The organism is Mycobacterium sp., assembly GCF_046330795.1.
Classification (GTDB): Bacteria; Actinomycetota; Actinomycetes; order Mycobacteriales; family Mycobacteriaceae; genus Mycobacterium.
Window position 1 is genome coordinate 86,160 of the sequence record NZ_JAXLSA010000004.1, and the last position, 23,229, is coordinate 109,388.

Below are 23,229 nucleotides of genomic sequence, written 5' to 3' on the forward strand. Positions count from 1 at the left end.
TTCAGCCAATACCCGCATACTGACGCGATGTCCAGCAGCCGCCACCGCATGCCTCCGGCACACGCCGGATGGCGGCGGCGTGCGGTACGCGGCTTCACCGCGGTGGCCTCCACCGTGGCCCTGCTGGCGACCGCGCTGGGCTGGTATTCGGTGCACGGACTTCTCGGCGGGATCAACGTTTCGCAGGCCCTCGGCGCCGACGCGCCGCGCTCCGCCGGCGGCGAGATGAACCTGCTGCTGATCGGTCTGGATTCCCGGAAGGATCAACACGGCGACGACCTGCCGCAGGAGATCCTCGACCAGTTGCACGCCGGGGACTCCGAGGCCGGCGGCTACAACACCAACACCCTGATCCTCGTTCACGTCGGCGCCGACGACAAGGTGGTCGCATTCTCGATCCCACGCGACGACTACGTCCCGTTCAACGGCATCCCGGGCTACCAGAACATCAAGATCAAAGAGGCCTACGGCCTGACGAAGGCCCACACGGAACAGCAGCTGGCCGACGAGGGCGTGACCGACCGCGAGGAGCTGGAGACCAAGGGCCGCGAAGCGGGCCGCACGGCCACTCTCAAGGCGGTCCGCAATCTGACCGGAGCGCCGATCGACTACTTCGCCGAGGTCAATCTGGCCGGGTTCTACCACCTCACCGACAATCTCGGTGGCGTGACGGTGTGCCTGAATCAGGCTGTGCACGACGACTATTCGGGTGCCGACTTCCCCGCCGGGATGCAGACCCTGAACGCGTCGCAGGCATTGGCCTTCGTCCGCCAGCGCCATGGCCTGCAGAACGGCGACCTGGACCGCACGCATCGTCAGCAGGCGTTCCTCATCTCGGTGATGCACCAACTGCAGGAAGCCGGAACATTCGGCGACATCGGCAAACTGCGCAGCCTGGTCGACATGGCGCATGAGGACGTGGTGCTGTCCTCGGGCTGGGGCGAGCAGCAGTTCAGTCGGCTCTCCGCGCTGGCCGGCAGCGATGTCGAGTTCCGCACGCTGCCGGTGGTGCGCTACGAGAACGTCAACGGTCAGGACGTGAACATCGTTGACCCGGAACAGATCCGGACCGAGGTGGCCACCGCGTTCGGGATGAGTGCGCCGGCGACCAGCACACTCGCCACACCCGGGTCGGACACCGTCGTCGACGTCGTCAACGCCAGCCGCACCGTCGGCCTGGCGGCCACGGTGTCGGCCGACCTCACCGGCCGCGGCTTCACCACCGGCGAGGTGCGGGACCCGACGTCCACTGAACCGCACTACACCTCGGTCGCCTACGGGGCCGGCGCCGACACCGACGCCCACAGCGTCGCCGCCATGCTCGGCATCGAGGCGGGCGCCTACCGCGACGACAGCTTGGCGCCCAACCACATTCGCGTCATCCTCGGCGAGAGCTTCGACGCGTCGGACATCCAGAGCACGTCGAGCTACTACGGTTCAACCTCGTTGCCGACCACCACCGCGGCGGTCGATCAGCTGGCCTACGAGACCAGCACGATGCCGACGCCGGAGGTCGGGCACGCGGTGACGGCCGGGGCGGGCGGCAGTATTCCCTGCGTCAACTGACTGGCACGATGAACCGATGATCCGGATAGCGACCATCGGGACCAGCACCATCACCCGGACCTTCCTCGACGCGGCCGCCGCGGTGCCCGAGGTCACCGTCACCACGGCCTATTCGCGCGACGGCGACCACGCCCGCCGGTTCGCCGCGGAGACCGGCATCCCCGGTAGCGCATCCGATCTGGACGCGCTGCTGGCATCGGCCGATATCGACGCGGTGTACATCGCCTCGCCCAACGCCATCCACTTCGCGCAGGCGCTGCGCACGGTCGAAGCCGGCAAGCATGTGCTGGTGGAGAAGCCCGCGGTGCTCACCCCGGCGGATTTCGCGACGCTGACGGACGCCGCCGCCCGGACGGGTGTGATCGTCCTGGAGGCGATGCGCAATGCGTATGACCCCGCCCTGGCGGCCATCGCGGATCTCAGCGCGCAGCTGGGCCCGGTTCGTCGAGCGTCGTTCGCGTACTGCCAGCGCTCGGCCCGCTACGACAAGGTGCTCGCCGGGGAGCGGGTGAACATCTTCGATCCGGCACTCGGTGGCGGTGCGCTCTACGACCTCGGCGTGTACTGCGTGAGCGCAATGGTGTCGATGTTCGGCGAGCCCGAGCGGGTGTCCGGTTGGGCCGTACCGATCCCCGGTGGCGCCGACGGCTGCGGTGCGGCGCTGGCGTACAACGGCGAGTACATCGTGGACCTGTCGTACTCGAAGATCACCGCCTCCGCGCGCGGCGGCGAAATCCAGTCCGAGCGAGGCACTCTGACATTCGACAGCGTTGCGGAGCCCCGGTCGGCCCGGGTGACGATGCTGGACGGAACGGTGACCGAGCATGCCTTCGACGGTCCGCGCAACAACATGGTCCACGAGATCCGGCGATTCGCCGAACTGATCGACGGCGACGGTGGGGTCGCCCGGGATCACGCCCGCACGCTGGCCACACTGCGGGTGGTCGAGGCCATCCGGGCCTCGCTGTGACGATCCGCGGTCAGACGACCCCGCGTAGCGCGTCGGCCCCGAACAGTGGCTCGAACATCGCCGAGTAGTCCGGCCCGCGGCGCACCTGCATGCCGCCGTCGACGTTGATGATCTGCCCGGTGACGTAGCTGGCCGCGTCCGACAGCAGGAACAACGAGACGTTGGCGATGTCCTCGACCTCGCCGATGCGCTCGAGCGGCGTGCAATCCCGATAGTCGGCGCTGACCTCCGGCGACATCAGTACGGCCTCGGTCAGCTCGGTCCGGATGAGGCCCGGCCGGATGCCGTTCACGCGGACCCCGGACGTCCCGAGTTCGTCGGCGGCGAGTTTGACCATGTGGTCGACGGCGGACTTCGCGGGGCCGTAGGCGCCGAACCAGCGGTGGGTGTTGCTGGCCGCGATCGACGAGATCCCGATGAAGGATCCGCCGCCGCCGCGCACCATCGCCCGCGCCGAGTGCTTGAGGACGTACATCATGCCGTTGACATTGAGATCGATGACGCCGCGCCACAATTCGGAATCGATCTGGGTGATCGGACCGACGGTGTTGCTGCCGCCGGCGCTGTTGACCACGCCGTCGAGCTTGCCCTTCCAGGCCACCACGGCGTCCACGACGCGCGCGACGTCGTCCTCGTTGGTGATGTCGGCGGCCTCGCAATTCACCTGGCCGCTGCCGCCCGCCCGGATCTCGTCGGCCGCGGCGGCCAGCCGATCCGCGGTCCGGCCCATCAGCATGACGTTGGCGCCAGAGGCCACCAGCGCCGCGGCGACACCCTTGCCGATCCCGCTGCCCCCACCGGTGATCAGATACGTCCGATTGTCGAAGGACAGCTGCACAGCGACCCCTTCAGAGAGAGAACTGGAACACGTTCCAGTATGGAACCACAGCCGGACTGCGGTACGTCAGGGAACGTCCTTGCGCGACGGCTGGGTCTTCGGCGCGGTCCGCCAATCCTGCACATCGGGCGGCTGCGCCACCGGGAAACGGTTCTCATTCTTGGCGGCCCAGTGCGCGTGCCCGAGCTCGTGGATATGGAACGCATGCCGCAGGGCCTCACTGAAGCCCATCGCGTCGGAGGCGGCGTTCACCGAATCCTTGATCAGCAGGGTGGCCATCGTCGGGCGCTCGGCGATCCGCCGGGCGAACTCCAGGGTCTTGTCCTCGAGTTCGGCGACCGGGAACACCTTGGACACCATGCCGAGGCGGTAGGCCTCGTCGGCGTCCAGCGAATCACCGGTCAGCAGCAGTTCCTTGGCCTTGCGGGGGCCGAACTCCCACGGATGCGCGAAGTACTCGACCCCGGGCATCCCGAGCCGGGACGCCACCACGTCGCTGAACTTGGCGTTGTCGGCGGCCACGATGAGGTCGCAGGCCCAGATCAGCATCAGCCCGGCCGAGATCGCGTTGCCCTGCACCTGCGCGATGGTGATCTTGCGCAAATCGCGCCACCGGACGGTGTTCTCGAAGTAGTAGTGCCACTCCTGCAGATAGAGCGATTCGACGCGGCCCTCCCGGGTGGCGCCGTCGATGCGGAAGCTCGGGTGCTGGTTCGGCCCGGGCGTGTAGTCCCGCAACTGGGCGTCCGAGCCGAGATCGTGTCCGGCCGAGAAGTTCTTTCCGCGGCCGGCCAGGATGATGACCCGCACCTGGTCATCGGCCTCGGCGCGCCGGAAGGCGTTGTCGAGCTCTACCAGCAGGCTGCGGTTCTGGGCGTTGGCCTCGGCCGGCCGATTCAGCCAGATGCGGGCGATACGACCCTCGTCGAGGGTCTCGTACTCGATGAACTCGGCAGCGTCGGTATCGACGGACTCGTCAGGCCTGGCCATGCCTGCACATTACAACTGACCCCCGGAATGTCACGCGGTGGGGGCGACCTGGCCGACGTCCCGTAAAATCGAACAATGGCTGCAAAGAATGACCCCGCCGAGATCGACGACGTCGAGCCGTTGGCCGACACCACCGCGAGCCAGGCGCGCCGCGTTGTCGCCGCCTATGCCACCGACGCCGACGAATGTCGGGTGTTCCTCGCCATGCTCGGAATCGGTCCGTCGAAACTCGAGGTCTAGTGGCGGCCGGAGGGCTCTCCGGAGAATCCGACTTCGTCGTCGTCGCCAACCGGCTCCCGGTGGACATGGAGCGCCGACCCGACGGCTCCACCACCTGGAAGCGCAGCCCCGGTGGGCTGGTCACCGCGCTCGAACCGATCCTGCGCCGCCATCGCGGGGCCTGGATCGGCTGGCCCGGCATCGCCGACGAGATCCCTGGCGACGGCGAACCCGAGCCGATCGAACAGGACGGCCTCACGCTCGTTCCGGTCGGGCTGAGCACGCAGGAGGTCGCCGACTACTACGAGGGCTTCTCCAACGCGACGCTGTGGCCGCTCTACCACGATGTCATCGTCCGGCCCGAGTACCACCGGCACTGGTGGGACAGCTACGTCGAGGTCAACCGGCGCTTCGCCGAGACCACCGCACGCACGGCCGCGCCCGGCGCCACCGTGTGGGTGCAGGACTACCAGCTGCAGCTGGTGCCCAAGATGCTGCGGATGCTGCGCCCGGATCTGACCATCGGCTTCTTCCTGCACATCCCGTTCCCGCCGGTCGAGCTGTTCATGCAGATGCCGTGGCGCACCGAGATCATCGAGGGCCTCCTGGGCGCGGACCTCGTCGGCTTCCACCTCGCCGGCGGCGCGCAGAACTTCCTCGTCCTGGCGCGCCGCCTGATCGGCGCCAACACCTCCCGCGCCACCATCGGTGTGCGGTCACGGTTCGGCAGCATCCAGGTCGGCTTCCGAACCGTGAAGGTGGGTGCCTTCCCGATCTCGATCGACTCGGCCGACCTGGACCAGAAGGCCCGCAACCGCGACATCCGGCGCCGGGCCCGCGAGCTCCGCACCGAGCTGGGCAATCCGCGCAAGATCCTGCTGGGCGTCGACCGCCTCGACTACACCAAGGGCATCGACGTCCGTCTGCAGGCCTTCGACGAACTCCTCGAGGACCAGCGGATCGACCGCACCGACACCGTCCTGGTCCAGCTGGCCACCCCGAGCCGCGAGCGGGTGGAGAGCTACCGGTTGCTGCGCGACGACATCGAACGGCAGGTCGGCCGGATCAACGGCGAGTACGGCGACGTCGGCCGGCCGGTGGTGCAGTACCTGCACCGGCCGGTGCCGCGCAACGACCTCATCGCGTTCTACGCGGCGGCCGACGTGATGCTGGTGACACCCCTGCGGGACGGTATGAATCTGGTGGCCAAGGAGTACGTGGCGTGCCGCAGCGACCTCGGCGGAGCGCTGGTGCTCAGCGAATTCACCGGTGCCGCAGCCGAACTCAGGCAGGCCTACCTGGTCAACCCGCACGACCTGGACGGGGTGAAGGACGGCATCGAGGCCGCCCTGAACCAGCAACCCGAGGACGGCCGGCGGCGGATGCGCGCCATGCGCCGGCAGGTGCTGGCCCATGACGTCGACCGCTGGGCGCGTTCGTTCCTCGACGCGCTGGCCGGCCGGGCGTCCAGGCTCGACTGAGTCGCCGCCCGCACCGACCCAGCGCCCGCTGCGACATTGTTCGAGAAGGCGTCGCAGGCAACGCTTACTCGATGCGGCAGCAGCGTCAGATCGGCCGGATGTAGTTGATCAACCAGTGGCCGTCGACCTTCTGATAGTCGACCTGGAGCCGACTGCCGTCGTAGGCCGGCTGCCGGGACTTGTCGGTGATGGTGCGATTCATGTACACCAGCACCGAACCCGAATCCCGTTGGGCATCAAGCAGACCCACGCCGACGACGTTGGCCTGGGCGACCACCTGACGGTCGCGGGCCTGCGGGATGATGTCCTTGTTGACCCGATCCTCGAATTCCCTGCGGTACTCCGGCGTCAGGTAGTTGGCCGCGTCGCCGAGACTGCGTTCGACGGTCTGGTAGTCGTAGCCGAACACCTTCGGGATCTGATCGGCCGCCATCGGGATCAGTGCGTCCCGGGTGGCCTGCTGCGCACGCACCAGCACACGACCCCAGTACAGCGCGCCACCGATGGCGCCCAGGGCCACGATCCCGGCCGTCGCGACCACCACCAACAGCAACGACAGCGTGCTGCGCAACCGGCCCATCAGTTACCACCGTCCGGATACTTGAGGTCGTAGCCGGTCATCCGGCCGTTGTCGTCCTCGTGCACGATCACCCGCAGCCGGTAGGCCTGCGACGGCTTGTTGACCCCGTCGATGTCGGTGACGGTGACCCGCACAGCCACCAGAACGGATGCGTTGTCGCTCGTCTCGTCGATGCGCTCCAGCGCGGCACCGTTGACGACGGCCTCGGAGCTGGCGCGCGTATCGCGGAACATCGCCTTGAGATTGTCGACGTTCTGGTTCTGGCTCAGCATGTCCCGCAGCGGTCCGCTGGTCCCGTCGACGAAGGTGTTGACGCTCTTGTCGATGTCGTCCTGGGTATAGCTGAACATGTTGACGACGGTCTGCTGCGCGGTGTCGACGAACCGCTGCTGCCGGGCCTCGGCCGCCGCAGCAGCGTGCCGCTGATTGTTCAATTCCCATACGCCCCAACCGAGTCCGGCCGCCAACACCAGGGCGCACAGCGAACCCACCAGCACGGCGGCCGCCAGATTGGGGCGGCGGCGCGGCGGCGGCGCGACGGTCATCGACACCTTCGGGGCCCGCGGATTCGCCGTCGGCGCATCCAGCGCGGTGGTCAGCGTTGCGGCCGCGGCGTCGGCCGATGCCGGGCCGGCGGCCCGCGACGCGCGGCGGCGGACCGGCCGTCCGGGCTCGACGAGATGCCCCGAGCCCCCGGAATCCGTTGCGATGTCCGGAGTATCGGCCATCAGGCCTGCCTCGGGTCGCTCATGAGATCCACCCAGCTTTCCGCGGGCGATGTCTTCGCGGCGCCTCCGGTGAAGACGCCGATGTTGCCCGACGGGTCGATGAACTTACCGTCCCGATCGTACGTGCCGAAACCGGGCCCGCTGGCCTGCGGCTGCGGGGCTTCGGCCGGCAGCGGCGGGGCCGCTGGATCCGGCACCGGTCCCGGCGGCGGCCCGGGCGCCTCCAGCGGCGGCCGCGCGTACGGCGGCACGATCTGATCCTGGGGGGCGAAGAACGGCCACGGCGGTGGCGGCGGACCGTCGACCGGCGGCACCGGGAGCGGGAACGGCGCATTCGGCGCCGGCCCGGGCCCGGGCACCGCACCGGGCGGCAACTGGACCGACGGCGGACCCGGATCGTAGTCCGCACCGGGCGGGATGAACGGGAACTTGTTGGGCGGCAGGATATTCCGGCCGTCCTGGACCGGCGTGCCGTAGGGGATCGGGGCACCGCGCCACGGATTGGCGGCCAGCGGCACGAACCCGACCGGGTCACGGCACAGCTGCACGGTCGGCGCCCGCTTACCCGGGTACTCCATGCACGGGTAGTTGCGCGCACCGCGCACCACCGTCGGATCGTTCTGGGCCGCTTTGCAGTACATGTCGGTGGGCAGATCGCGCAGGGTCTCGTCGGCCGGCGAACGGATCTGGGTGGCGGGCAGGAAACCGACGTTGCAGGTGGGCGGGTCGCCGAGGTCGATCTTGAAGTCCAGCTTGCCGCCCTCGTCGGGTGGCAGGCCCTCGCCCACCGTGAGCAGGGCGCTCATCAGCGCCGGGAAGATCACCAACGCCTGCTCGAGCGACTTGTGGTAGATCACGCCGATCCGGCCCAGGTTGGCCAGGTTGGCCGCCAGCATCGGGAACGTGGGGCGGATGCCGCTGAACGCGGTGTCGACCTCTTGGGCGGCGCCCGGTGCGGTCTGCAGCAGCGACCGGAACTGCGGATCCGCGCCGTTGAGGTTGTTGGTCAGCCGGGCCAGCCCGTCGGCCAGGCTGCGGATGTCGTCGCCGCTGCGCAGTTGCGCGTCCAGGAACGGACCCGCCTGGTCGATGAGTTTGGTGGTCTCGTCCACGTGCGCGTTGGCCGTGTCGATGATGACGCGGGACGACTGGATCAGCCGGGCGAGTTCGGGCCCGGATCCGTTGAACGCCTTGAAGGTCTCCGACAGCAGGTCCTTGAGCCGGGCGTTGTCGATGCTGCTGACGAGTTGGTCGGCCTGCGCGAGCAGGTCGGCGACGTCCTGTCCGACGAACGTCCGGTCCTGCCCGATGGTGTCGCCGTCGCGCAGGATTGCCGCCGGGGCCTGCCCCTGCGCCTGCTTCGGGGGCACCAGGTCGATGTACTGCTCGCCGACCGCGGACACGCTCTTGACCGTGGCGGTGACGTTCTCGGGGACCGGCGTGCCGCTGTTGAGCCGCATGTTGGCCACCACGCCGTCGTGGTTGAGTCCCAGCTGCTCGACACGGCCGATCGTGACACCGCGATAGGTGACGTTCGCGTTGGGGTAGATGCCGCCACCGGTGGCGAACTCGGCATTCACCTTGTAGGTGCCCAGTCCCAACTTCGCGGGCAGGTGCAGGAAGAACACCGAGATGGCGCCCACCGCGAGCACCGTGACGAGGGCGAAGATCGCCAGCTGGATTCGGGTCAGACGGGTCAGCATCAGTGCGGCTCCGACGTCTGGGTGGCCGTGCCCGGCGGAATCTTGAACGGATCGGCCGCCTGACCGGACAGATTGGCCATGGCGCCCAGCAGCATGTCGGGCGGGTTGACCACCTCGGAGAGGCGCTTCATGTTCGGGTCGAGCGCCGGGTTGGTGGTGAACACCGTCTCGCCGAGGCGGCGCAGCGTGAGGTCGAAGGTGACGAACACGTTGAGGTAGTCACCCCGCACCGCCTGCCGCAGGTACTTGTAGTGGAACGGGAACGTCGGCAGGAATGACAGGTCCTTGATGAAGTAGTACGAGTAGTCGTTGAGCGCCTTGACCGCCGGAAAGAGGTCCTTGAAATCGGCGGCGAAGTCGTCCTTGGTCTTGGCCAGCACGTCGGCCGCGACGATGCCCACCCGGCGCAGGGCCGCGAAGGCGTCGACGATGTTGGCCCGGTTGGCGTTGAGGACCTGCAGCGCACCCGGCAGCGTGTCCAGTGCGCGGCCCAGGCTGTCCTTGTTGGACGCCAGGATCCCGGCGAACCGGTTGAGCCCGTCGGCGGCGGCGATGATGTCGTTGGTCTGCTGCGCCAGCGAGTCGGTCAGCTGCGCCAGCTTGGGGATCAGGTCGGTGAAGCTGCCGGCGCGGCCGGCCACCGCGGCATACGCCTCGTCGGTGATGTCCTGCAACGCCGCCAGATTGCCCTTGTTCACCACCATGCCCAGCGAGGACAGCACCTCTTCGGTGGTTGGGTAGCGGCCCGTCCGGGAGAGCGGGATGGTGGCACCCTCGGCCAGCCTGCCGGTTCCGGCTTCGGTTGTCGGCGCGGACAATTCGATGTGTTGCGAGCCCAGCAGGGACGTCTGCGCCACCTTGGCCATCGCGTTCGCGGGCAGGTTGACGTCGCGATCCAGCGACACCTTCACCGACGCATAGAACGTGCCGTCGGGCCGCTGCACCGCGTCGATGCCGGACACACTGCCGACCGTCACGTCGTTGACCATCACCGGGGAGTTCTGCGGCAGCGTCGCCACGTCCGGGAGTTCCACGTTGACGGTGTAGGAGCCTCGGCCGTGCCCACTGGTCCCCGGCATGTCGACGGAGTTCAGGCCACCGAACGAGCAGCCGGCCAGCAGGACCGCCCCGCAGCCGACCGCCGTCGCGCGGTACCCGATACGGAAAGCCTTGGCGCGCACTACCTTGCACGTGCCGGTCATCGGCCACCTCCGGTTGCCGGTGCGCCGGGCGCCGGTCCGGGGGGCGGTCCGGACCCCAGCACGGTCGCGGGTCCGGGCGAGATCTGGCCCTGCACCGCCGGCGGCGGGAGCACCAGGTCGCCCAGCGTCGCACCGGGCGGGATCACCGGCGGGGCCACCCCGGGCGCCGCCTGCCACTGCAGGTACGGCACCGGCGTCTGGGCCTTGGCCTGCGTCTCCGGTGTGTCGTAGATGACCTGACCCTTGTACGCGGTGATGCTGTTGATCGGGTGGAACAGCACCGGCGGGAAGTTCATGGTCAGCCGGCGCAGCACCGGGGCCATCCGCTCGCGGCAGATCTCGGCCCGCTTGTAGTTGTCGGGATTGGCGCCGGTCTCGAAGTTGCCGCCGCAGATGAACTGCACCGGGTTGGCGAAGTTCGGCAGCGACAGCACGCCCGCCACCGTGCCGACGGACGGGTTGTAGATGTTGTAGAAGTTGGCCAGGCCGTTCGGCGTGACATGCAGGACCTGCTCGATGTCGTCGTGCTGGTCCGAGAGGATCTTGGTGAACGACGCCAGCTGATCGACCGAATTGATCAAAGCGGTGTTGTTGTCCTTCAACAGGTTCCGGACATCACCCAGCGCCTTGTCGAGGGTGCCCAGGGTGGCATCGAGGCCCGTCGTGCTCTCGGCGAGCACCTGCGACACCGAGGCGACGTGGTTGGAGAACTGCACGATCTGCTCGTTGCTCGCCGACAGGGCGTTGACCAGGATCTGCAGGTTCTTGACCGTGCCGAACAGGTCTCCGCTGGAATCCCCGAGGCGCCCGGCGGTCTGCGACAGCTCGTGCAGCGCGTTGCGGAACGAGTCTCCGTTGCCGTCGAACGTGGTGGCCGCCTGATCGACGAACGTGCTCAACGGGCCCTGCAGCCCACCGTCCTTGGGGCCGAGTTGGGCCGACAGGTCGGTCAGTTCCTTCTTGACCTCGTCCCATTCGACGGGCACACCGGTGCGGTCCAGTCCGATGGTCCCGCCGTCGGCCAGCGTTGGGGCGTGGCTCGCGGCGTCGTAGGCGGGTGTCAGCTGAACGAACCTGGCCGCCACCAGGTTCGGCGAGATGATGATCGCCCGGGCATCCGCGGGCACCTGGACCTCGTCGCGAACCGACATCGTCACCTTGACGTCCTCGGCACGCGGCTCGACCGACTCGATCTTGCCCACCGGCACACCGACGACGCGGACGTCGTCACCGGGATAGAGGCCCACCGCGGAGGAGAACAACGCGACCACGGTGTGGGACTTGCGGTGCGGCCACAACAGCAGCATTCCGACCAGCGCGACGGCCAACAGCACGGCGGTCAGCCCGACGAGCCAGCTGCGGGCACCGGAGTTTCGGGTACGAGATTCGGTCATGGCGTCTTCGGCCTCAGGATCAGGCGTTCGGCGATCAGGCCCTTCAGGTAGTCCGACAGGCTGTCGGGCAGCTTGCCCGGCTGGAAGTAGCTGTCCAGCAACACTTCCGAGATGGTGGCCGGCGGCAGGCCGTAGAGGTTGATCTGGAATCCGGGGGCCGAACCCACGACCTCGCCCAGTGCGGTGGCATACGGGGGCAGCCGCTTGAGGGCCTCGCTGATGTGGTCGCGCCGGGAGTTCAGGTTCTCCATCACCTTGTTCAGCTGAACCAGCGCGGGACCGAACTCCTTCTGATTATCGGCGGTGAAACCGGAAATCTGTTGGGAGACATCGTCGATCCCGGCAATCAGGTTCGACAATGCCTGGCGCCGCTCGTCCAGGGCGGCGAACAGCTGATTGCCGTCGACCACCAGTTGGTTGACCTGTCCGGCCCGGTCCGCCAGCATCTTGGTGACCGACCGGGCGTGGCCCAGCAGGTCGCCCAGCGCTTCGTCCCGCTTGTTCAGGGTGCGCGACAGGCCGGCCACACCGTCGAGCGCACCGCGCAGCTGCGGTGTGGCATCGGCCAGGGTGTCGGTGAGCACGGACAGGGCCTGCTCGAACTTCGGCTTGTCCAGCGCCGCGGTGTTCTCGCCCAGATCCTGCAACGCGGTGCTCAGCGTGTAGGGAGTTGTGGTGCGGCCCAGCGGGATCGTAGTGGCCGACCCGCCGCCGGCCGGGGTGATCTCCAGCAGCTTCTCACCGAGCACGGTCTCGGTCTTGATGGCCGCCAGCGACTGCTCGCCCACCCGTACCTTGCGGTCGACGGTGAATCGCACCTTGGCCGCGGTGCCGGCCAGGCCGACGGACTCGACGTGACCGACCTTGATGCCCGAGACGTTGACATCGCTGCCGGGCGAGATGCCGGCGGCGTCGGTGAAGTACGCCTCGTAGGTCTTGCCCTGCGGCCAGAACGGCAGCCCGGTGTAGCCGAACGAGATCAACACGAGGCTGGCCACCACGAAGATGCCCAGAATTCCGGTTCGGACGGGATTGTGCCCGTCGTCAGCTGTCCTTGGCAGGAGCGCACCTCCCCTTGGACGGGTCCGGCGGTCCACCGAACGGGATCAGCACATCGCTGCCCGCGGGTCCGTTGATCTTCATCCGGATCGAGCAGTAGTAGATGTTGAAGAACGAGCCGTACGCGCCGAGGGCGTTGAGCCGCAGGTAGTTCTCGGCCAGCGGCTCGATCACCGCGTTCACGTCGGCCTGCCGGTCGTTGAGCGCCTGGGACAGCGGGCGCATGTTCTCGATCACGGCCTGCACCGGGCGGCGGCCCTTGGTCAGCATGTCGGTGAGATCCGCCGACGCCGACGCCAGCGGCGGGATCGCGCCGGCGATCGGGTCGGACCCCTGCGCCAGACCGGTGATCAGTTGCTGCAGCTTGTCCACCGAGGTGTCGAACTGGGCACCCTTGTCGTCCACGGTCTTCAGCACGGTGTTGAGGTTGTTGATCACGTCGCCGATCAGCTGATCACGCGCCGCCAGGTCGGTGGTGAACGAGCTGGTGCTGGACAGCATCTGCGACAGCGCCCCGCCCTGCCCCTGGAGCAGTTCGATCACCGCGTTGCTGACCTCGTTGACCTTGTTCCCGTCGAGGCCCTCGAGCACCGGCCGCAGACCGCCCAGCAGCGCGTCGAGATCCAGCGCCGGCTGGGTGTTGGTCTCGGCGATGGTCGCACCCGGCGCCAGCTTGCGCAGATCGCCCGGGCCCGAGGTGATTTCGAGGAAGCGGTCACCCACCAGGTTCTCGTAGCGGATCAGCGCACGGGTGGACGTGTAGAGCTGGTAGCGCTTGTTCACGTCGAACGTGACGTCGACGGTGTTGTCCGGGGCCAGCGCGATGTCGGTCACGGTGCCGACCGGCACGCCCGCGATCCGGACGTCCTGACCGGTCTTGAGTCGTGACGCGGTGCTGAACTTGGCGTGGTAGGTGTTGGTCGACGAGAAGCGGAACTCGCCGAACACCACGATCAGCCCGGCGGCCACCAGCAGCATGGCCAGCGTGAAGATGCCGACCTTGATCGCCGTGGAATTCGATTGCATCAGTACCGGTCCCGTTCCGCGAAGGCCCCGTTGAACAGGAACTGCAGGGTGGACGGCGCGTCGAACTGCAATTCGGTGTTCGGCTCGTAGGGCACGTAGGCGTTGTCGGTCACCAGGAACGGGGTGTGGTACGAGGAGCCGCCGAGTTGCTTGCCCGGAACATTGGGCAGGCCACGGCAATTCGGTCCGCCGGAGGCGTTGACGATCGGCAGGCTTTCCGGATACGTGTAGGCCGGCGCCCCGGGAATGAAGCTGGAGGACACGAACAGCCCGGGCCGCACACCGCCGATGACCGGTGCGAACTTGTCGACGGCGGTGGCCGTGCCCTGCAGGATGCAGCCGAACTCCGGGGAGTAGTCAGCCACCACCTTCAGCGGAGCGCGGACCCGGTTGATCGCCGCGACGTAGTCGTCGGCCGCCGGCGCGAACGCCTCGTAGGCGTTGTTGGCCAGCCCGGTGGTGGCCAGCAGCGTCGCGTTGAGGTTGTCCTGCTGGTCGACGATGGTGTCGGAGATCTTCGGCGCGTTGTTGAGCACGGTCACCAGATCCGGCCCGATGTCGCCGTAGATGTCGGCCACGGCCGCGGTCTGCGCCAGGTCGCTACGCAGGGTGGGCAGCTTCGGATTGACCTGGGCCAGCAGGGTATTCAGGCCCGCGAGGGTGGCCCCGATGTTGTCGCCGTTGTTGCGCAGGCCTTCGCCCAGGGCGGTCAGTGTCGCATTCAGCTCGACGGGGTCGATCTTGTGCAGTACGTCGGTCAGCGTCTGGAACAACGTGTTCACCTCGAGCTGCACCGACGACGCCGCCACCGTGGCGCCGTCGCGCAACGGTGAGCCCGACGGCGTGGCGGGCGGCTGGAACTCCACCGACTTCGCGCCGAACACCGTGTTGCCGGCGATACGCACCTCGGCGTTCGACGGGATGTACGGCATGTGCCGGCGGTCGATGGACAGCGTGAGCCGGGCCTGATCACCGGCATACGAGATGTCGGTGACCTTTCCGACCTGGATGCCGCGGTACTTGACCTTCGCGTCCCGTTCGGTGACCAGACCGGCCCGCGGCGCCATGACCGTCACCTTGTCGGTCGCGGTGAACGCGGACGTGTACGCCAGCACGGTGAAAACGACGGCCGCCAGGATCAGGCCGGCGAGGATCGCCGCCGCCACCCGCACGCGGGTCCCCCCGCCCGTCACGTCCGACATCGTGCCCCGCTAACCCGACAGGTTGAAGTTGCCGGAGCCGCCGTAGACGGCCAGGGAGATGAGCAGGGTGATCACGACGACGACGACGAGCGAGGTGCGAACCGCCTTGCCCACCGCGATACCGACACCCACGGGGCCGCCGGACGCGTTGTAGCCGTAATAGGTGTGCACCAGCATCACGGCGATGGACATGACGATGGCCTGCAGGAACGACCACAGCAGATCGGTCGGGATCAGGAAGGTGTTGAAGTAGTGGTCGTACAGGCCCGAGGACTGGTCGTTGATGAACACCGTGGTGAACCGCGCCGCGAAGAAGGCCGCGAGCACCGACAGCGAGTACAGCGGGATGATCGCGATGAGGCCCGCGACGATCCGGGTGGACACCAGATACGACACCGAGTGCACGGCCATCGACTCGACGGCGTCGATCTCCTCGGCCACCCGCATGGCCCCGAGCTGGGCGGTGGTGCCGGCACCGATGGTCGCCGCCAGCGCGATCCCGGCCACCACCGGCGCGACGATGCGGACGTTGAGGAAGGCCGACAGGAACCCGGTGAGCGCTTCAATGCCGATGTTGCCGAGCGACGAGTACCCCTGGACGGCGATGACGCCGCCGGAGGCCAGGGTCAGGAAGGTCGCGACCCCGACCGTTCCGCCGATGATCGCGAGCGCGCCGACGCCCATGGTCATCTCGGCGATCAACCGGACCGTCTCCTTGCGGTAGCGGGTCAGCGCATTGGGGATGTAGCGCATCGACTCGCCGTAGAACAGCGCCTGCTCGCCGAAGCCGTCGACCGCCTGGGGGACGCCGCGGAACAGCCGCCGGAACCGGTAGGTGGCGTCGTAGCTCATCGGGCCACATCCATCGGCCCACTCGCTCCCCGCGCTACGCGCCGCTCGCTCATCGGGCCAGCACCCGCACGCCGATGGCCGTCATGATCACGTTGATGACGAACAGGCAGATGAATGCGTAGACGACGGTCTCGTTCACGGCGATGCCGACGCCCTTGGGACCGCCCTGCACGGTCAGCCCCCGATAGCAGCCGACCAGCCCGGCGACCACGCCGAACAGCAGTGCCTTGATCTCGGCGAGGACGAGTTCGGGCAGCCCGGTCAGCACGGTGAGGCCGTTGATGAACGCACCCGGGTTCACGCCCTGCAGGAACACCGAGAACACATAGCCGCCGGCGATGCCGATGGCGCAGACCAATCCGTTGAGCAGCAGCGCGACGAACGTCGACGCCAGCACGCGCGGCACCACCAGTCGGTGGACGGGATCGATGCCCAGCACCCGCATCGCGTCGATCTCCTCGCGGATGGTGCGGGCGCCGAGGTCCGCGCAGATGGCCGTCGCGCCGGCACCGGCGACCACCAGCACGGTGACGACCGGGCCCAGCTGAGTGATGGTGCCGAATGCGGTGCCCGCGCCGGACAGGTCGGCGGCGCCGATCTCGCGCAGCAGGATGTTCAGGGTGAAGGCGACCAGAACGGTGAACGGGATGGAGACCAGCAGCGTGGGGATCATCGACACCCGCGCGATCATCCAGGTCTGATCGAGGAATTCACGGAACTGGAACGGCCGCCGGAACATCTCCCTGAAGGTGTCGATCGACATCTCCATGAAGCCGCCCACAGCCCGGGCTGGAACCGCGAGCTGTGCGAGCAACCTTCGGTTCCCTTCTCCCGGGGAACGGTCCGGGAACCGGATCCGCTGCCCTGTGGCGAATTCTGCATAGATTCCGTTCCGCGGTCCGGAGCAACGTCCGGACAAACCGATGGACCTATGCGCGACGGCAATCCAAACTAGAACAAGTTCGCAGTGTCAAAGAACGGACAAAATCATCAATTGTCCTTATTTTTGCAGGTCAGAGCCACTGTGATGCAGATCATTCTAGAACACGTTCTAGCCGCCACGCGGCGCTGTCGGCGACCGGCGGTGCCGCCCGTTATGTGCACTCGCGGTCAGGCGTCGAGCAACCCGATCGACGAGAACATGCGGTGGGGATCGCGGTCGGCAAAGTAGCCGCCGATCGCATCGCCGAGACCGTCCGGCGTCCACGCCTCGCCCGCGGCGTCGAATCGCTGCTCGAGGACCGGCGCGGCGACCAGTCCGATCGACGGTCCGTAGACGACGAACACCTGACCGTTCACCTCGGATGCGGCCGGGGAGGCCAGGAAGCGGACCAGGGTCACCACGTGCTCCGGTGACAACGGATCGACCTGGCCCGTGCTCAGCTCGGGCGCGTCGCCGAACGTCTCGGCCGTCATCGGGGTGCGGGCCCGCGGACAGATCACGTTGGCGCGCACGCCGTACCGGCCCAGCCCGCGGGCGGCCGACACCGTCAGCGCCGTGATGCCCGCCTTGGCCGCACCGTAATTGGCCTGTCCCGGCGGGCCGCCCAGACCGGCCTCCGACGAGGTGTTCACGAGCCGGCCGTACACGGTGCCCTGCCCGTCGTCCCCGCCGGCCTTGGCCTTGTCCCGCCAGTAGGTGGCCGCATTGCGGGTCAGCAGGAAGTGCCCGCGCAGATGGACCGCGATGACCGCGTCGAAGTCCTCGTCGGTCATGTTGAACAGCATCCGGTCCCGGGTGATGCCCGCGTTGTTCACCACGATGTGCAGACCGCCGAGGCCGTCAGCGGTGGCGACCAGCTCGTCGGCGGTGGACCGGGCACAGACGTCACCGGACACGGCGACGGCCTTGGCCCCCAGCGCCGAGATCTCGGCCAGGACGTCGGACTTGTCCAGCGCCGCGGCCATGTCATTGACGACGACCGTGGCGCCGGCGGCCGCGAGCCCGACCGCTTCGGCGCGGCCCAGCCCGGCGGCAGCACCGGTGACGACAGCGACCTTCCCGGACAGATCGATATCACTCAACTTACGAATACCTCTAGTCTTTTTCGGTCAGTGCGGCGCGCGGGCACTCGGCCACCGCCTGCTTGGCCAGTTCTTCCTGATCGGCGGGAATCACGTCGACCTTCATGACGGCGTAATCGTCGTCGTCGAGCTCGAACAGGTCCGGAGCAATTCCCACACAGATCGCGTTGCCTTCGCACCGATCGCGATCGACCTCCACCCGCATGATGATCTCCTCACTGGCTCCCGCCGGCCCGGTGGAGTCCACAACCCGTGGGTTCCACCGGATCAGTCTTGCACCGTTCTGGACCCCAAGACTAGAACGTGTTACAACCAGGAATGCAATCGGGCGGAATTCCCGAGGCCGCCCCAGGAGTGAGGAAGCGCGATGCGGATCGGCTACACCCCCGAGCAGGAGGAGTTGCGCCGCGAACTGCGCGCGTACTTCACCAAGCTCATGACACCGGAGCGCGCCGAGGCGCTGGCGTCCAATGATGGCGAGATGGGCCGCGGGAACGTCTACCGCGAAACCGTCGCGCAGATGGGCAAGGACGGCTGGTTGACCCTGTCGTGGCCCAAGGAGTTCGGCGGCCAGGAGCGGCCCCCGATGGACGGCCTGATCTTCAACGACGAGGCCGCCATCGCCAATGTGCCGGTGCCGTTCCTGACCATCAACAGCGTCGCGCCGACCATCATGCATTTCGGGTCCGAGGAACAGAAGAAGTTCTTCCTGCCCAAGATCGCCGCGGGTGATCTGCACTTCTCGATCGGCTACTCCGAACCGGGCGCCGGCACGGACCTGGCGTCGCTGCGCACCACCGCGGTGCGCGACGGCGACGACTACGTCGTCAACGGCCAGAAGATGTGGACGTCGCTGATCGCCTACGCCGACTACGTGTGGCTGGCGGTGCGCACCAACCCCGAGGCCAAGAAGCACCGTGGCATCTCGATGCTGATCATGCCGACCACGGCCGAGGGCTTCTCCTGGACACCGGTGCACACCATGTCCGGTGTCGACACCAGCGCCACCTACTACCAGGATGTCCGCATTCCCGTGACCAACCTGGTCGGCGAGGAGAACGCGGGCTGGAAGCTGGTGACCAATCAGCTCAATCACGAGCGCGTCGCACTGTCTTCTGCCCAACCGATCTTCTTGGCGCTCAAGGGTGTTCGCGAATGGGCACAGAACACCAAGGATGTGCACGGTAAGCGCCTGATCGATTCCGAGTGGGTCCAGCTCAACCTGGCCCGGGTGCACGCCAAGGCCGAGGTGCTCAAGCTCATCAACTGGGAACTCGCCTCGACCGAATCGGCGCCGTCGCCGGCCGACGCCTCGGCGGCCAAGGTCTACGGCACCGAACTGTCCACCGAGGCCTACCGGCTGCTGATGGAGGTGCTGGGCACGGCGGCCACGCTGCGTCCCGGCTCGCCCGGCGCGCTGCTGCGCGGCCGCGTCGAGCGGATGCACCGGTCCTGCCTGATCCTGACGTTCGGCGGCGGAACGAACGAGATCCAGCGCGACATCATCGGCATGGTGGCGCTCGGGCTGCCCCACGCGAATCGTTGATCAGGAGGATTCCCAATGGATTTCACCACAACCGAAGCTTCCGACGACCTCGGCGGCCTGGTGCGGACCATCACCGAATCGGTGTGCACCAACGAACACCAGCGTGAACTCGACTCTGCGGATACCCGTTTCGACCGCGACCTGTGGGCCAAGCTGATCGACGCCGACGTCCTGTCCGCCGCGGCACCCGAGGCACTGGGCGGCGGGGACTACGGGGTGCTCGAGCAGGTCGCCGTGCTCGAGGCACTGGGCCGTCAGCTGGCAGCCGTCCCCTATCTGGAGTCGGCGGTGCTGGCCGCCGGCGCCCTGGCGAAGTTCGGATCGGCCGAGCTGCAACAGGATTGGGCCGCGCCCGCAGTCGCCGGCAGCAAGGTCCTCACGGTCGCGCTCGCCGGCGACATGGGTGACGGTCCGGTGCAGGCTCAGGCTTCCGAAGCCGGCGGCTCCGGGTACCGGCTCACCGGCACCCGCGCCCAGGTCGCCTACGGCCCGGTGGCCGATGCGTTCCTGGTGCCGGCCGACACCGGTTCGGGCACCTCGGTCTTCCTGGTGTCCGCCGCCGACGCCGGCGTCACCGTCACCCCGCTGAGCACCACCGGTTTCGGTAGCGTGGCGCACCTCGAGCTCGCCGGTGTGGCGCTGGGCGCCGATCGACTGGTCGGCGGCGACGAGGTGGTCGAATGGCTGACCATCCGGCAGACGCTGGGGCTGAGCGCATTCCAGCTCGGGGTCGTGGCCCGGGCGCTCCAGATGACCGCCGAGTACGCCCGGGAGCGGGAACAGTTCGACCGGCCGATCGGCAGCTTCCAGGCGGTCGCGCAACGGCTCGCCGACGGCTACATCGACGTCAAGGGCCTGCGCCTGACCCTCACACAGGCCGCCTGGCGGCTCGCCGAGGATCTGCCGGCCGACGTCGACGTGCGTACCGCCGCGTTCTGGGCCGCCGAGGCGGGACACCGGGTCGCACATACCGCGGTGCATGTCCACGGCGGGGTCGGCATCGACACCGATCACCCTGTGCACCGGTACTTCCTGGCCGCCAAGCAGACCGAGTTCGCCATCGGCAGTGCCACCGGGCAGCTCCTGGTGATCGGCCGCGAACTGGCCGACACCCCCGCCTGAGTGTGACGATGAGTGATTTCGGTGCAGGAACCGTCGCCGACCGACGGGAAATGCACCGAAATCACTCGACGGTGTCCGGGCTGCTGGCCGGCCTGACCGACGTCGACGATCGGGGCGTGTATTCGGCCGACGGTGACACGGTGTCATTCGTCAGCTGGCGCAACCACATTCGGGACGGTGCGGCCCTGGCCGCGCTGCTGGACGAACGTCTGGATCCCGGCCGGCCGCGGCACGTCGGCGTGCTGCTCGGCAACACACCGTTCTTCTGCACGGTCCTGGTGGCGGCCGCGCTGTCGGGCATCGTGCCGGTGGGACTGAATCCGACTCGCCGGGGTGCCGCACTACAGCGCGACATCGACCACGCCGACTGCCAGCTGGTGCTTGCCGACCGGTCCGCCCCGCACGACACAGCGCAGGACGGGATCAGCGCCGTCGATGTCGAATCAGCCGATTTCGCAAGTGAACTCGCCGCCCACCACGATGCGCCGGTCGACTTCCCGGAGGCCGACCCGGATGACCTCTTCATGCTGATCTTCACTTCCGGCACCAGTGGCGATCCGAAAGCCGTCCGCTGCACGCACGAGAAGGTCGCGTTTCCGGGTCTGATGCTGGCCCAGCGGTTCGGCCTCGGCCCGGCGGACACCTGTTACCTGTCGATGCCGCTGTTCCATTCGAACGCGATCATGGCCGGCTGGGCTCCGGCCGTCGCGGGCGGATCGTCGATCGCCCTGCGCCGCAAGTTCTCCGCGTCGGGCTTCTTCCCCGACGTCCGCCGGTTCGGCGCCACCTACGCCAACTACGTCGGCAAGCCGCTGACCTACATCCTGGCCACCCCGCCGGCGCCCGACGATGCCGACAACCCGCTCCGGGTCGCCTACGGGAACGAGGGTGCGCCAAGGGATCTGGGCCGCTTCGCCGCCCGGTTCGGGGTCCGGGTCGTCGACGGCTTCGGCTCGAGCGAGGGCGGCGTCGCCATCGCGCGCACCCCGGACACCCCCGAGGGAGCCCTGGGTCCACTGGTCGACGGCGTCACGATCCTCGACGTCGACACCGGTGCGGAATGCCCGCCGGGCGTGGTGGGCGAGCTGGTCAACTCGACCGGGCGCGGACAGTTCCGCGGGTACTACAAGGACACGGCGGCCGAAGCGGACCGGATGCGGGACGGCATCTACCACACCGGCGATCTGGCCTACCGCGACGAGAACGGCTTCGCCTACTTCGCCGGGCGCCATGGCGACTGGATGCGCGTCGACGGGGAGAACCTGGGCACCGCGCCCATCGAGCGCATCCTGATGCGGCATCCGCTGGTGACCGAGGCCGCGGTGTACCCCATCCCCGATCCGGCCGTCGGCGATCAGGTGATGGCCGCGCTGGTGCTCCCCGAGGACGCCGTGTTCGATCCCGCCGACTTCCACCGATTCCTCTGCGAGCAGGACGATCTCGGGCCCAAGCAGTGGCCCGCCTTCGTGCGGGTCGGCTCGGCGTTGCCGCGGACCGAGACCTTCAAGATCCTCAAGCGTCAACTGTCCGCCGAGGCCACCGACTGCGCCGATCCGGTGTACCCGATCAGCCGGAAATGACGTCCACTCCGCCGACACTCGATGCGCTGGGCGACGATCCGGCGTCCGTACTGGTGATCGTGAACCATTTCGATCGGCTCGAAGGCAGCGCCCCCGAGCGCCTCATCGCTGCCGCGACGCACCTGACGGGCTGCCCGGTGGATGTGCAGTGGACCGACGGCCAGCCCGCGGTATCGATCAACCGCGACGGTCCCGCCCACCCGCTGGATGCGGTTGTCGTCGACCGGCTGCGCCGGGCACTGCGCCCCGTCGACCCGCTGCATCTGGCCGACCCGGCGCTGGTCGAGGTGGTGATATCGGCCAAGGAACAACCCGCCGACCGCGGCCGCGCGATCCGGCTGCTGGGTTTGGACGAGGCCCGCGATCTGGTGGTGCTCGCGGTGTCCACTCACATGCCACGGGAGACCCTGCGATTGGTGGAATCGGTTCTGCCGGGCCGTTACTCGAGTGCGACCATCGGCCACACCATCGCGGTGCTGTGTCAGGGCGTCGCCGAGACCCGGGCCCTGACCGAGGTACTGGAGCAGACGATCGCGGCGGCTCATCCCGCCCCGATGGCGACCGGCGCCGACCGCGGGCCGTGGATCGGCATCGGGTGTTCCGTCGGGGTGTTCGCGGCGTCGGAATCGTGGCGGCAGGCGCTGCGTGCGCTGCGCTTCGCATCGTCCACCGGATACGGCCGCCGGGCCATCGCCTACGAACGGCTCAGCGTGCTCGAGCTGCTGGCCGACCTGGCGCCCGAGCAGGTGCTGGCCAATCGCGACATCGCACGGATCAACGAGATCGCCGCCACCCCATCGGGTGCCGTCGAGGTCGGCACCGTCGAGGCGTTCTGCGTCTTCGGGTCGCTGCGCCGAACCGCAGAGGAACTTCATGTCCACCACAGCACGGTGGCGGCCCGGCTGGCGCACGTGGCCGAGCAGATGGGCTGGGACTTCGACGATCCGATGGACCGGTTCATGGCCACCCTGGTGCTGATGGTGCGTCGCATCTCACTCTCGGCGGCCGCGCTGGCGGAAGCCGATTCTCCGTGACCGGCCCGACATTCGTCGGGCCGACACCGGCGAACGGGCGACTCCCGGCGGCTGACGGCGCGCACCGCCGCGCGCGACGATGGCGTCGTCCGTCATCCCCCAGCCCCGAGGA

22 protein-coding genes are annotated in these 23,229 nt (G+C 68.1%); 8 read left to right on the forward strand and 14 right to left on the reverse strand.

What is annotated here, in order from left to right; genetic code table 11:
- Nucleotides 1-27 precede the first annotated feature (27 nt).
- Both U0R18_RS14990 and U0R18_RS14995 read left to right on the forward strand, forming a co-directional pair.
- Entirely contained in the window at nucleotides 28-1,566 is a 1,539-nt protein-coding gene (locus U0R18_RS14990; protein ID WP_526369731.1) for an LCP family protein, read from the forward strand.
- A gap of 16 nt (nucleotides 1,567-1,582) precedes the next feature.
- On the forward strand, nucleotides 1,583-2,536 hold the full coding sequence (locus tag U0R18_RS14995) for a Gfo/Idh/MocA family protein (RefSeq protein ID WP_526369733.1): 954 nt from the start codon (nucleotides 1,583-1,585) through the stop codon (nucleotides 2,534-2,536).
- A gap of 10 nt (nucleotides 2,537-2,546) precedes the next feature.
- Here the strand turns inward: U0R18_RS14995 and U0R18_RS15000 are convergent, their stop codons facing one another.
- A complete protein-coding gene (locus tag U0R18_RS15000) occupies nucleotides 2,547-3,374 on the reverse strand; it encodes an SDR family oxidoreductase (RefSeq protein WP_526369735.1) in 828 nt (275 codons plus the stop codon).
- Nucleotides 3,375-3,440: 66 nt separating this feature from the next.
- Entirely contained in the window at nucleotides 3,441-4,364 is a 924-nt protein-coding gene (locus U0R18_RS15005) for an enoyl-CoA hydratase/isomerase family protein (RefSeq protein ID WP_526369737.1), read from the reverse strand.
- Nucleotides 4,365-4,439: 75 nt separating this feature from the next.
- On the opposite strand from U0R18_RS15005, the gene U0R18_RS15010 reads away from it, so the two are divergent.
- Together U0R18_RS15010 and U0R18_RS15015 are read left to right on the forward strand one after the other, a co-directional pair.
- On the forward strand, nucleotides 4,440-4,604 hold the full coding sequence (locus U0R18_RS15010; protein ID WP_526369739.1) for a hypothetical protein: 165 nt from the start codon (nucleotides 4,440-4,442) through the stop codon (nucleotides 4,602-4,604).
- The gene (locus tag U0R18_RS15015; protein WP_526369741.1) at nucleotides 4,604-6,064 is read left to right on the forward strand and encodes an alpha,alpha-trehalose-phosphate synthase (UDP-forming); all 1,461 of its coding nucleotides are present in this window, start codon (nucleotides 4,604-4,606) and stop codon (nucleotides 6,062-6,064) included. The genes U0R18_RS15010 and U0R18_RS15015 overlap by 1 nt, the downstream gene beginning before the upstream one ends.
- A gap of 85 nt (nucleotides 6,065-6,149) precedes the next feature.
- Here U0R18_RS15015 and U0R18_RS15020 read toward each other — a convergent pair whose 3' ends face one another.
- The 12 genes from U0R18_RS15020 to U0R18_RS15075 all read right to left on the reverse strand — a co-directional run bounded on the left by U0R18_RS15020 (nucleotide 6,150) and on the right by U0R18_RS15075 (nucleotide 18,040).
- On the reverse strand, nucleotides 6,150-6,644 hold the full coding sequence (locus U0R18_RS15020) for a mammalian cell entry protein (RefSeq protein ID WP_526369743.1): 495 nt from the start codon (nucleotides 6,642-6,644) through the stop codon (nucleotides 6,150-6,152).
- Nucleotides 6,644-7,354 carry an Rv1363c family protein gene (locus tag U0R18_RS15025; protein WP_526370395.1) on the reverse strand — a complete coding sequence of 237 codons (711 nt, stop codon included), beginning with the start codon at nucleotides 7,352-7,354 and terminating at the stop codon, nucleotides 6,644-6,646. The genes U0R18_RS15020 and U0R18_RS15025 overlap by 1 nt, the downstream gene beginning before the upstream one ends.
- 17 nt (nucleotides 7,355-7,371) lie before the next feature.
- On the reverse strand, nucleotides 7,372-9,075 hold the full coding sequence (locus tag U0R18_RS15030) for an MCE family protein (protein ID WP_526369745.1): 1,704 nt from the start codon (nucleotides 9,073-9,075) through the stop codon (nucleotides 7,372-7,374).
- Nucleotides 9,075-10,277 carry an MCE family protein gene (locus tag U0R18_RS15035; protein ID WP_526369747.1) on the reverse strand — a complete coding sequence of 401 codons (1,203 nt, stop codon included), beginning with the start codon at nucleotides 10,275-10,277 and terminating at the stop codon, nucleotides 9,075-9,077. The genes U0R18_RS15030 and U0R18_RS15035 overlap by 1 nt, the downstream gene beginning before the upstream one ends.
- Nucleotides 10,274-11,671, reverse strand: a complete 1,398-nt coding sequence (locus tag U0R18_RS15040; protein ID WP_526369749.1) for an MCE family protein — start codon at nucleotides 11,669-11,671, stop codon at nucleotides 10,274-10,276. The genes U0R18_RS15035 and U0R18_RS15040 overlap by 4 nt, the downstream gene beginning before the upstream one ends.
- Nucleotides 11,668-12,732 (reverse strand): MCE family protein, encoded by a 1,065-nt coding sequence (locus U0R18_RS15045; protein WP_526370397.1) that lies wholly within the window; start codon nucleotides 12,730-12,732, stop codon nucleotides 11,668-11,670. Before U0R18_RS15045 ends, U0R18_RS15040 begins: the two co-directional genes overlap by 4 nt.
- Nucleotides 12,716-13,756 (reverse strand): MCE family protein, encoded by a 1,041-nt coding sequence (locus U0R18_RS15050; RefSeq protein ID WP_526369751.1) that lies wholly within the window; start codon nucleotides 13,754-13,756, stop codon nucleotides 12,716-12,718. Before U0R18_RS15050 ends, U0R18_RS15045 begins: the two co-directional genes overlap by 17 nt.
- Nucleotides 13,756-14,958 carry an MCE family protein gene (locus tag U0R18_RS15055; protein WP_526369753.1) on the reverse strand — a complete coding sequence of 401 codons (1,203 nt, stop codon included), beginning with the start codon at nucleotides 14,956-14,958 and terminating at the stop codon, nucleotides 13,756-13,758. The genes U0R18_RS15050 and U0R18_RS15055 overlap by 1 nt, the downstream gene beginning before the upstream one ends.
- 9 nt (nucleotides 14,959-14,967) lie before the next feature.
- Nucleotides 14,968-15,810, reverse strand: coding sequence for an MlaE family ABC transporter permease (locus U0R18_RS15060; RefSeq protein WP_526369755.1), 843 nt, complete (start codon nucleotides 15,808-15,810; stop codon nucleotides 14,968-14,970).
- A 49-nt stretch (nucleotides 15,811-15,859) separates the two neighbouring features.
- A complete protein-coding gene (locus U0R18_RS15065) occupies nucleotides 15,860-16,624 on the reverse strand; it encodes an MlaE family ABC transporter permease (protein ID WP_526369757.1) in 765 nt (254 codons plus the stop codon).
- 296 nt (nucleotides 16,625-16,920) lie between these two features.
- The gene (locus tag U0R18_RS15070; RefSeq protein ID WP_526369759.1) at nucleotides 16,921-17,835 is read right to left on the reverse strand and encodes a 3-oxoacyl-ACP reductase; all 915 of its coding nucleotides are present in this window, start codon (nucleotides 17,833-17,835) and stop codon (nucleotides 16,921-16,923) included.
- Nucleotides 17,836-17,848: 13 nt separating this feature from the next.
- A complete protein-coding gene (locus U0R18_RS15075) occupies nucleotides 17,849-18,040 on the reverse strand; it encodes a ferredoxin (RefSeq protein ID WP_526369761.1) in 192 nt (63 codons plus the stop codon).
- A 162-nt stretch (nucleotides 18,041-18,202) separates the two neighbouring features.
- Here U0R18_RS15075 and U0R18_RS15080 point away from each other — a divergent pair, with 162 nt between their 5' ends.
- The 4 genes from U0R18_RS15080 to U0R18_RS15095 are packed head-to-tail and all read left to right on the forward strand — an operon-like array spanning nucleotide 18,203 to nucleotide 23,117.
- Nucleotides 18,203-19,381 carry an acyl-CoA dehydrogenase family protein gene (locus U0R18_RS15080; RefSeq protein ID WP_526369763.1) on the forward strand — a complete coding sequence of 393 codons (1,179 nt, stop codon included), beginning with the start codon at nucleotides 18,203-18,205 and terminating at the stop codon, nucleotides 19,379-19,381.
- A 15-nt stretch (nucleotides 19,382-19,396) separates the two neighbouring features.
- Nucleotides 19,397-20,503 (forward strand): acyl-CoA dehydrogenase family protein, encoded by a 1,107-nt coding sequence (locus U0R18_RS15085; protein WP_526369765.1) that lies wholly within the window; start codon nucleotides 19,397-19,399, stop codon nucleotides 20,501-20,503.
- A gap of 50 nt (nucleotides 20,504-20,553) precedes the next feature.
- Nucleotides 20,554-22,083 (forward strand): long-chain-fatty-acid--CoA ligase FadD17, encoded by a 1,530-nt coding sequence (gene fadD17, locus U0R18_RS15090; protein WP_526370399.1) that lies wholly within the window; start codon nucleotides 20,554-20,556, stop codon nucleotides 22,081-22,083.
- A complete protein-coding gene (locus U0R18_RS15095) occupies nucleotides 22,080-23,117 on the forward strand; it encodes a PucR family transcriptional regulator (RefSeq protein ID WP_526369767.1) in 1,038 nt (345 codons plus the stop codon). The genes fadD17 and U0R18_RS15095 overlap by 4 nt, the downstream gene beginning before the upstream one ends.
- Nucleotides 23,118-23,229 lie beyond the last annotated feature (112 nt).

Bases quoted from the DNA above. Each gene is read 5' to 3' on its own strand.
- U0R18_RS15035 (WP_526369747.1), bottom strand. From the start codon at position 10,277: ATGACCGGCACGTGCAAGGTAGTGCGCGCCAAGGCTTTCCGTATCGGG.
- U0R18_RS15005 (WP_526369737.1), bottom strand. From the start codon at position 4,364: ATGGCCAGGCCTGACGAGTCCGTCGATACCGACGCTGCCGAGTTCATC.
- fadD17 (WP_526370399.1), top strand. From the start codon at position 20,554: ATGCACCGAAATCACTCGACGGTGTCCGGGCTGCTGGCCGGCCTGACC.
- U0R18_RS15010 (WP_526369739.1), top strand. From the start codon at position 4,440: ATGGCTGCAAAGAATGACCCCGCCGAGATCGACGACGTCGAGCCGTTG.
- U0R18_RS15080 (WP_526369763.1), top strand. From the start codon at position 18,203: ATGCGGATCGGCTACACCCCCGAGCAGGAGGAGTTGCGCCGCGAACTG.
- U0R18_RS15060 (WP_526369755.1), bottom strand. From the start codon at position 15,810: ATGAGCTACGACGCCACCTACCGGTTCCGGCGGCTGTTCCGCGGCGTC.
- U0R18_RS15040 (WP_526369749.1), bottom strand. From the start codon at position 11,671: ATGACCGAATCTCGTACCCGAAACTCCGGTGCCCGCAGCTGGCTCGTC.
- U0R18_RS14995 (WP_526369733.1), top strand. From the start codon at position 1,583: ATGATCCGGATAGCGACCATCGGGACCAGCACCATCACCCGGACCTTC.
- U0R18_RS15055 (WP_526369753.1), bottom strand. From the start codon at position 14,958: ATGTCGGACGTGACGGGCGGGGGGACCCGCGTGCGGGTGGCGGCGGCG.
- U0R18_RS15030 (WP_526369745.1), bottom strand. From the start codon at position 9,075: ATGCTGACCCGTCTGACCCGAATCCAGCTGGCGATCTTCGCCCTCGTC.
- U0R18_RS14990 (WP_526369731.1), top strand. From the start codon at position 28: ATGTCCAGCAGCCGCCACCGCATGCCTCCGGCACACGCCGGATGGCGG.
- U0R18_RS15095 (WP_526369767.1), top strand. From the start codon at position 22,080: ATGACGTCCACTCCGCCGACACTCGATGCGCTGGGCGACGATCCGGCG.
- U0R18_RS15075 (WP_526369761.1), bottom strand. From the start codon at position 18,040: ATGCGGGTGGAGGTCGATCGCGATCGGTGCGAAGGCAACGCGATCTGT.
- U0R18_RS15020 (WP_526369743.1), bottom strand. From the start codon at position 6,644: ATGGGCCGGTTGCGCAGCACGCTGTCGTTGCTGTTGGTGGTGGTCGCG.
- U0R18_RS15085 (WP_526369765.1), top strand. From the start codon at position 19,397: ATGGATTTCACCACAACCGAAGCTTCCGACGACCTCGGCGGCCTGGTG.
- U0R18_RS15050 (WP_526369751.1), bottom strand. From the start codon at position 13,756: ATGCAATCGAATTCCACGGCGATCAAGGTCGGCATCTTCACGCTGGCC.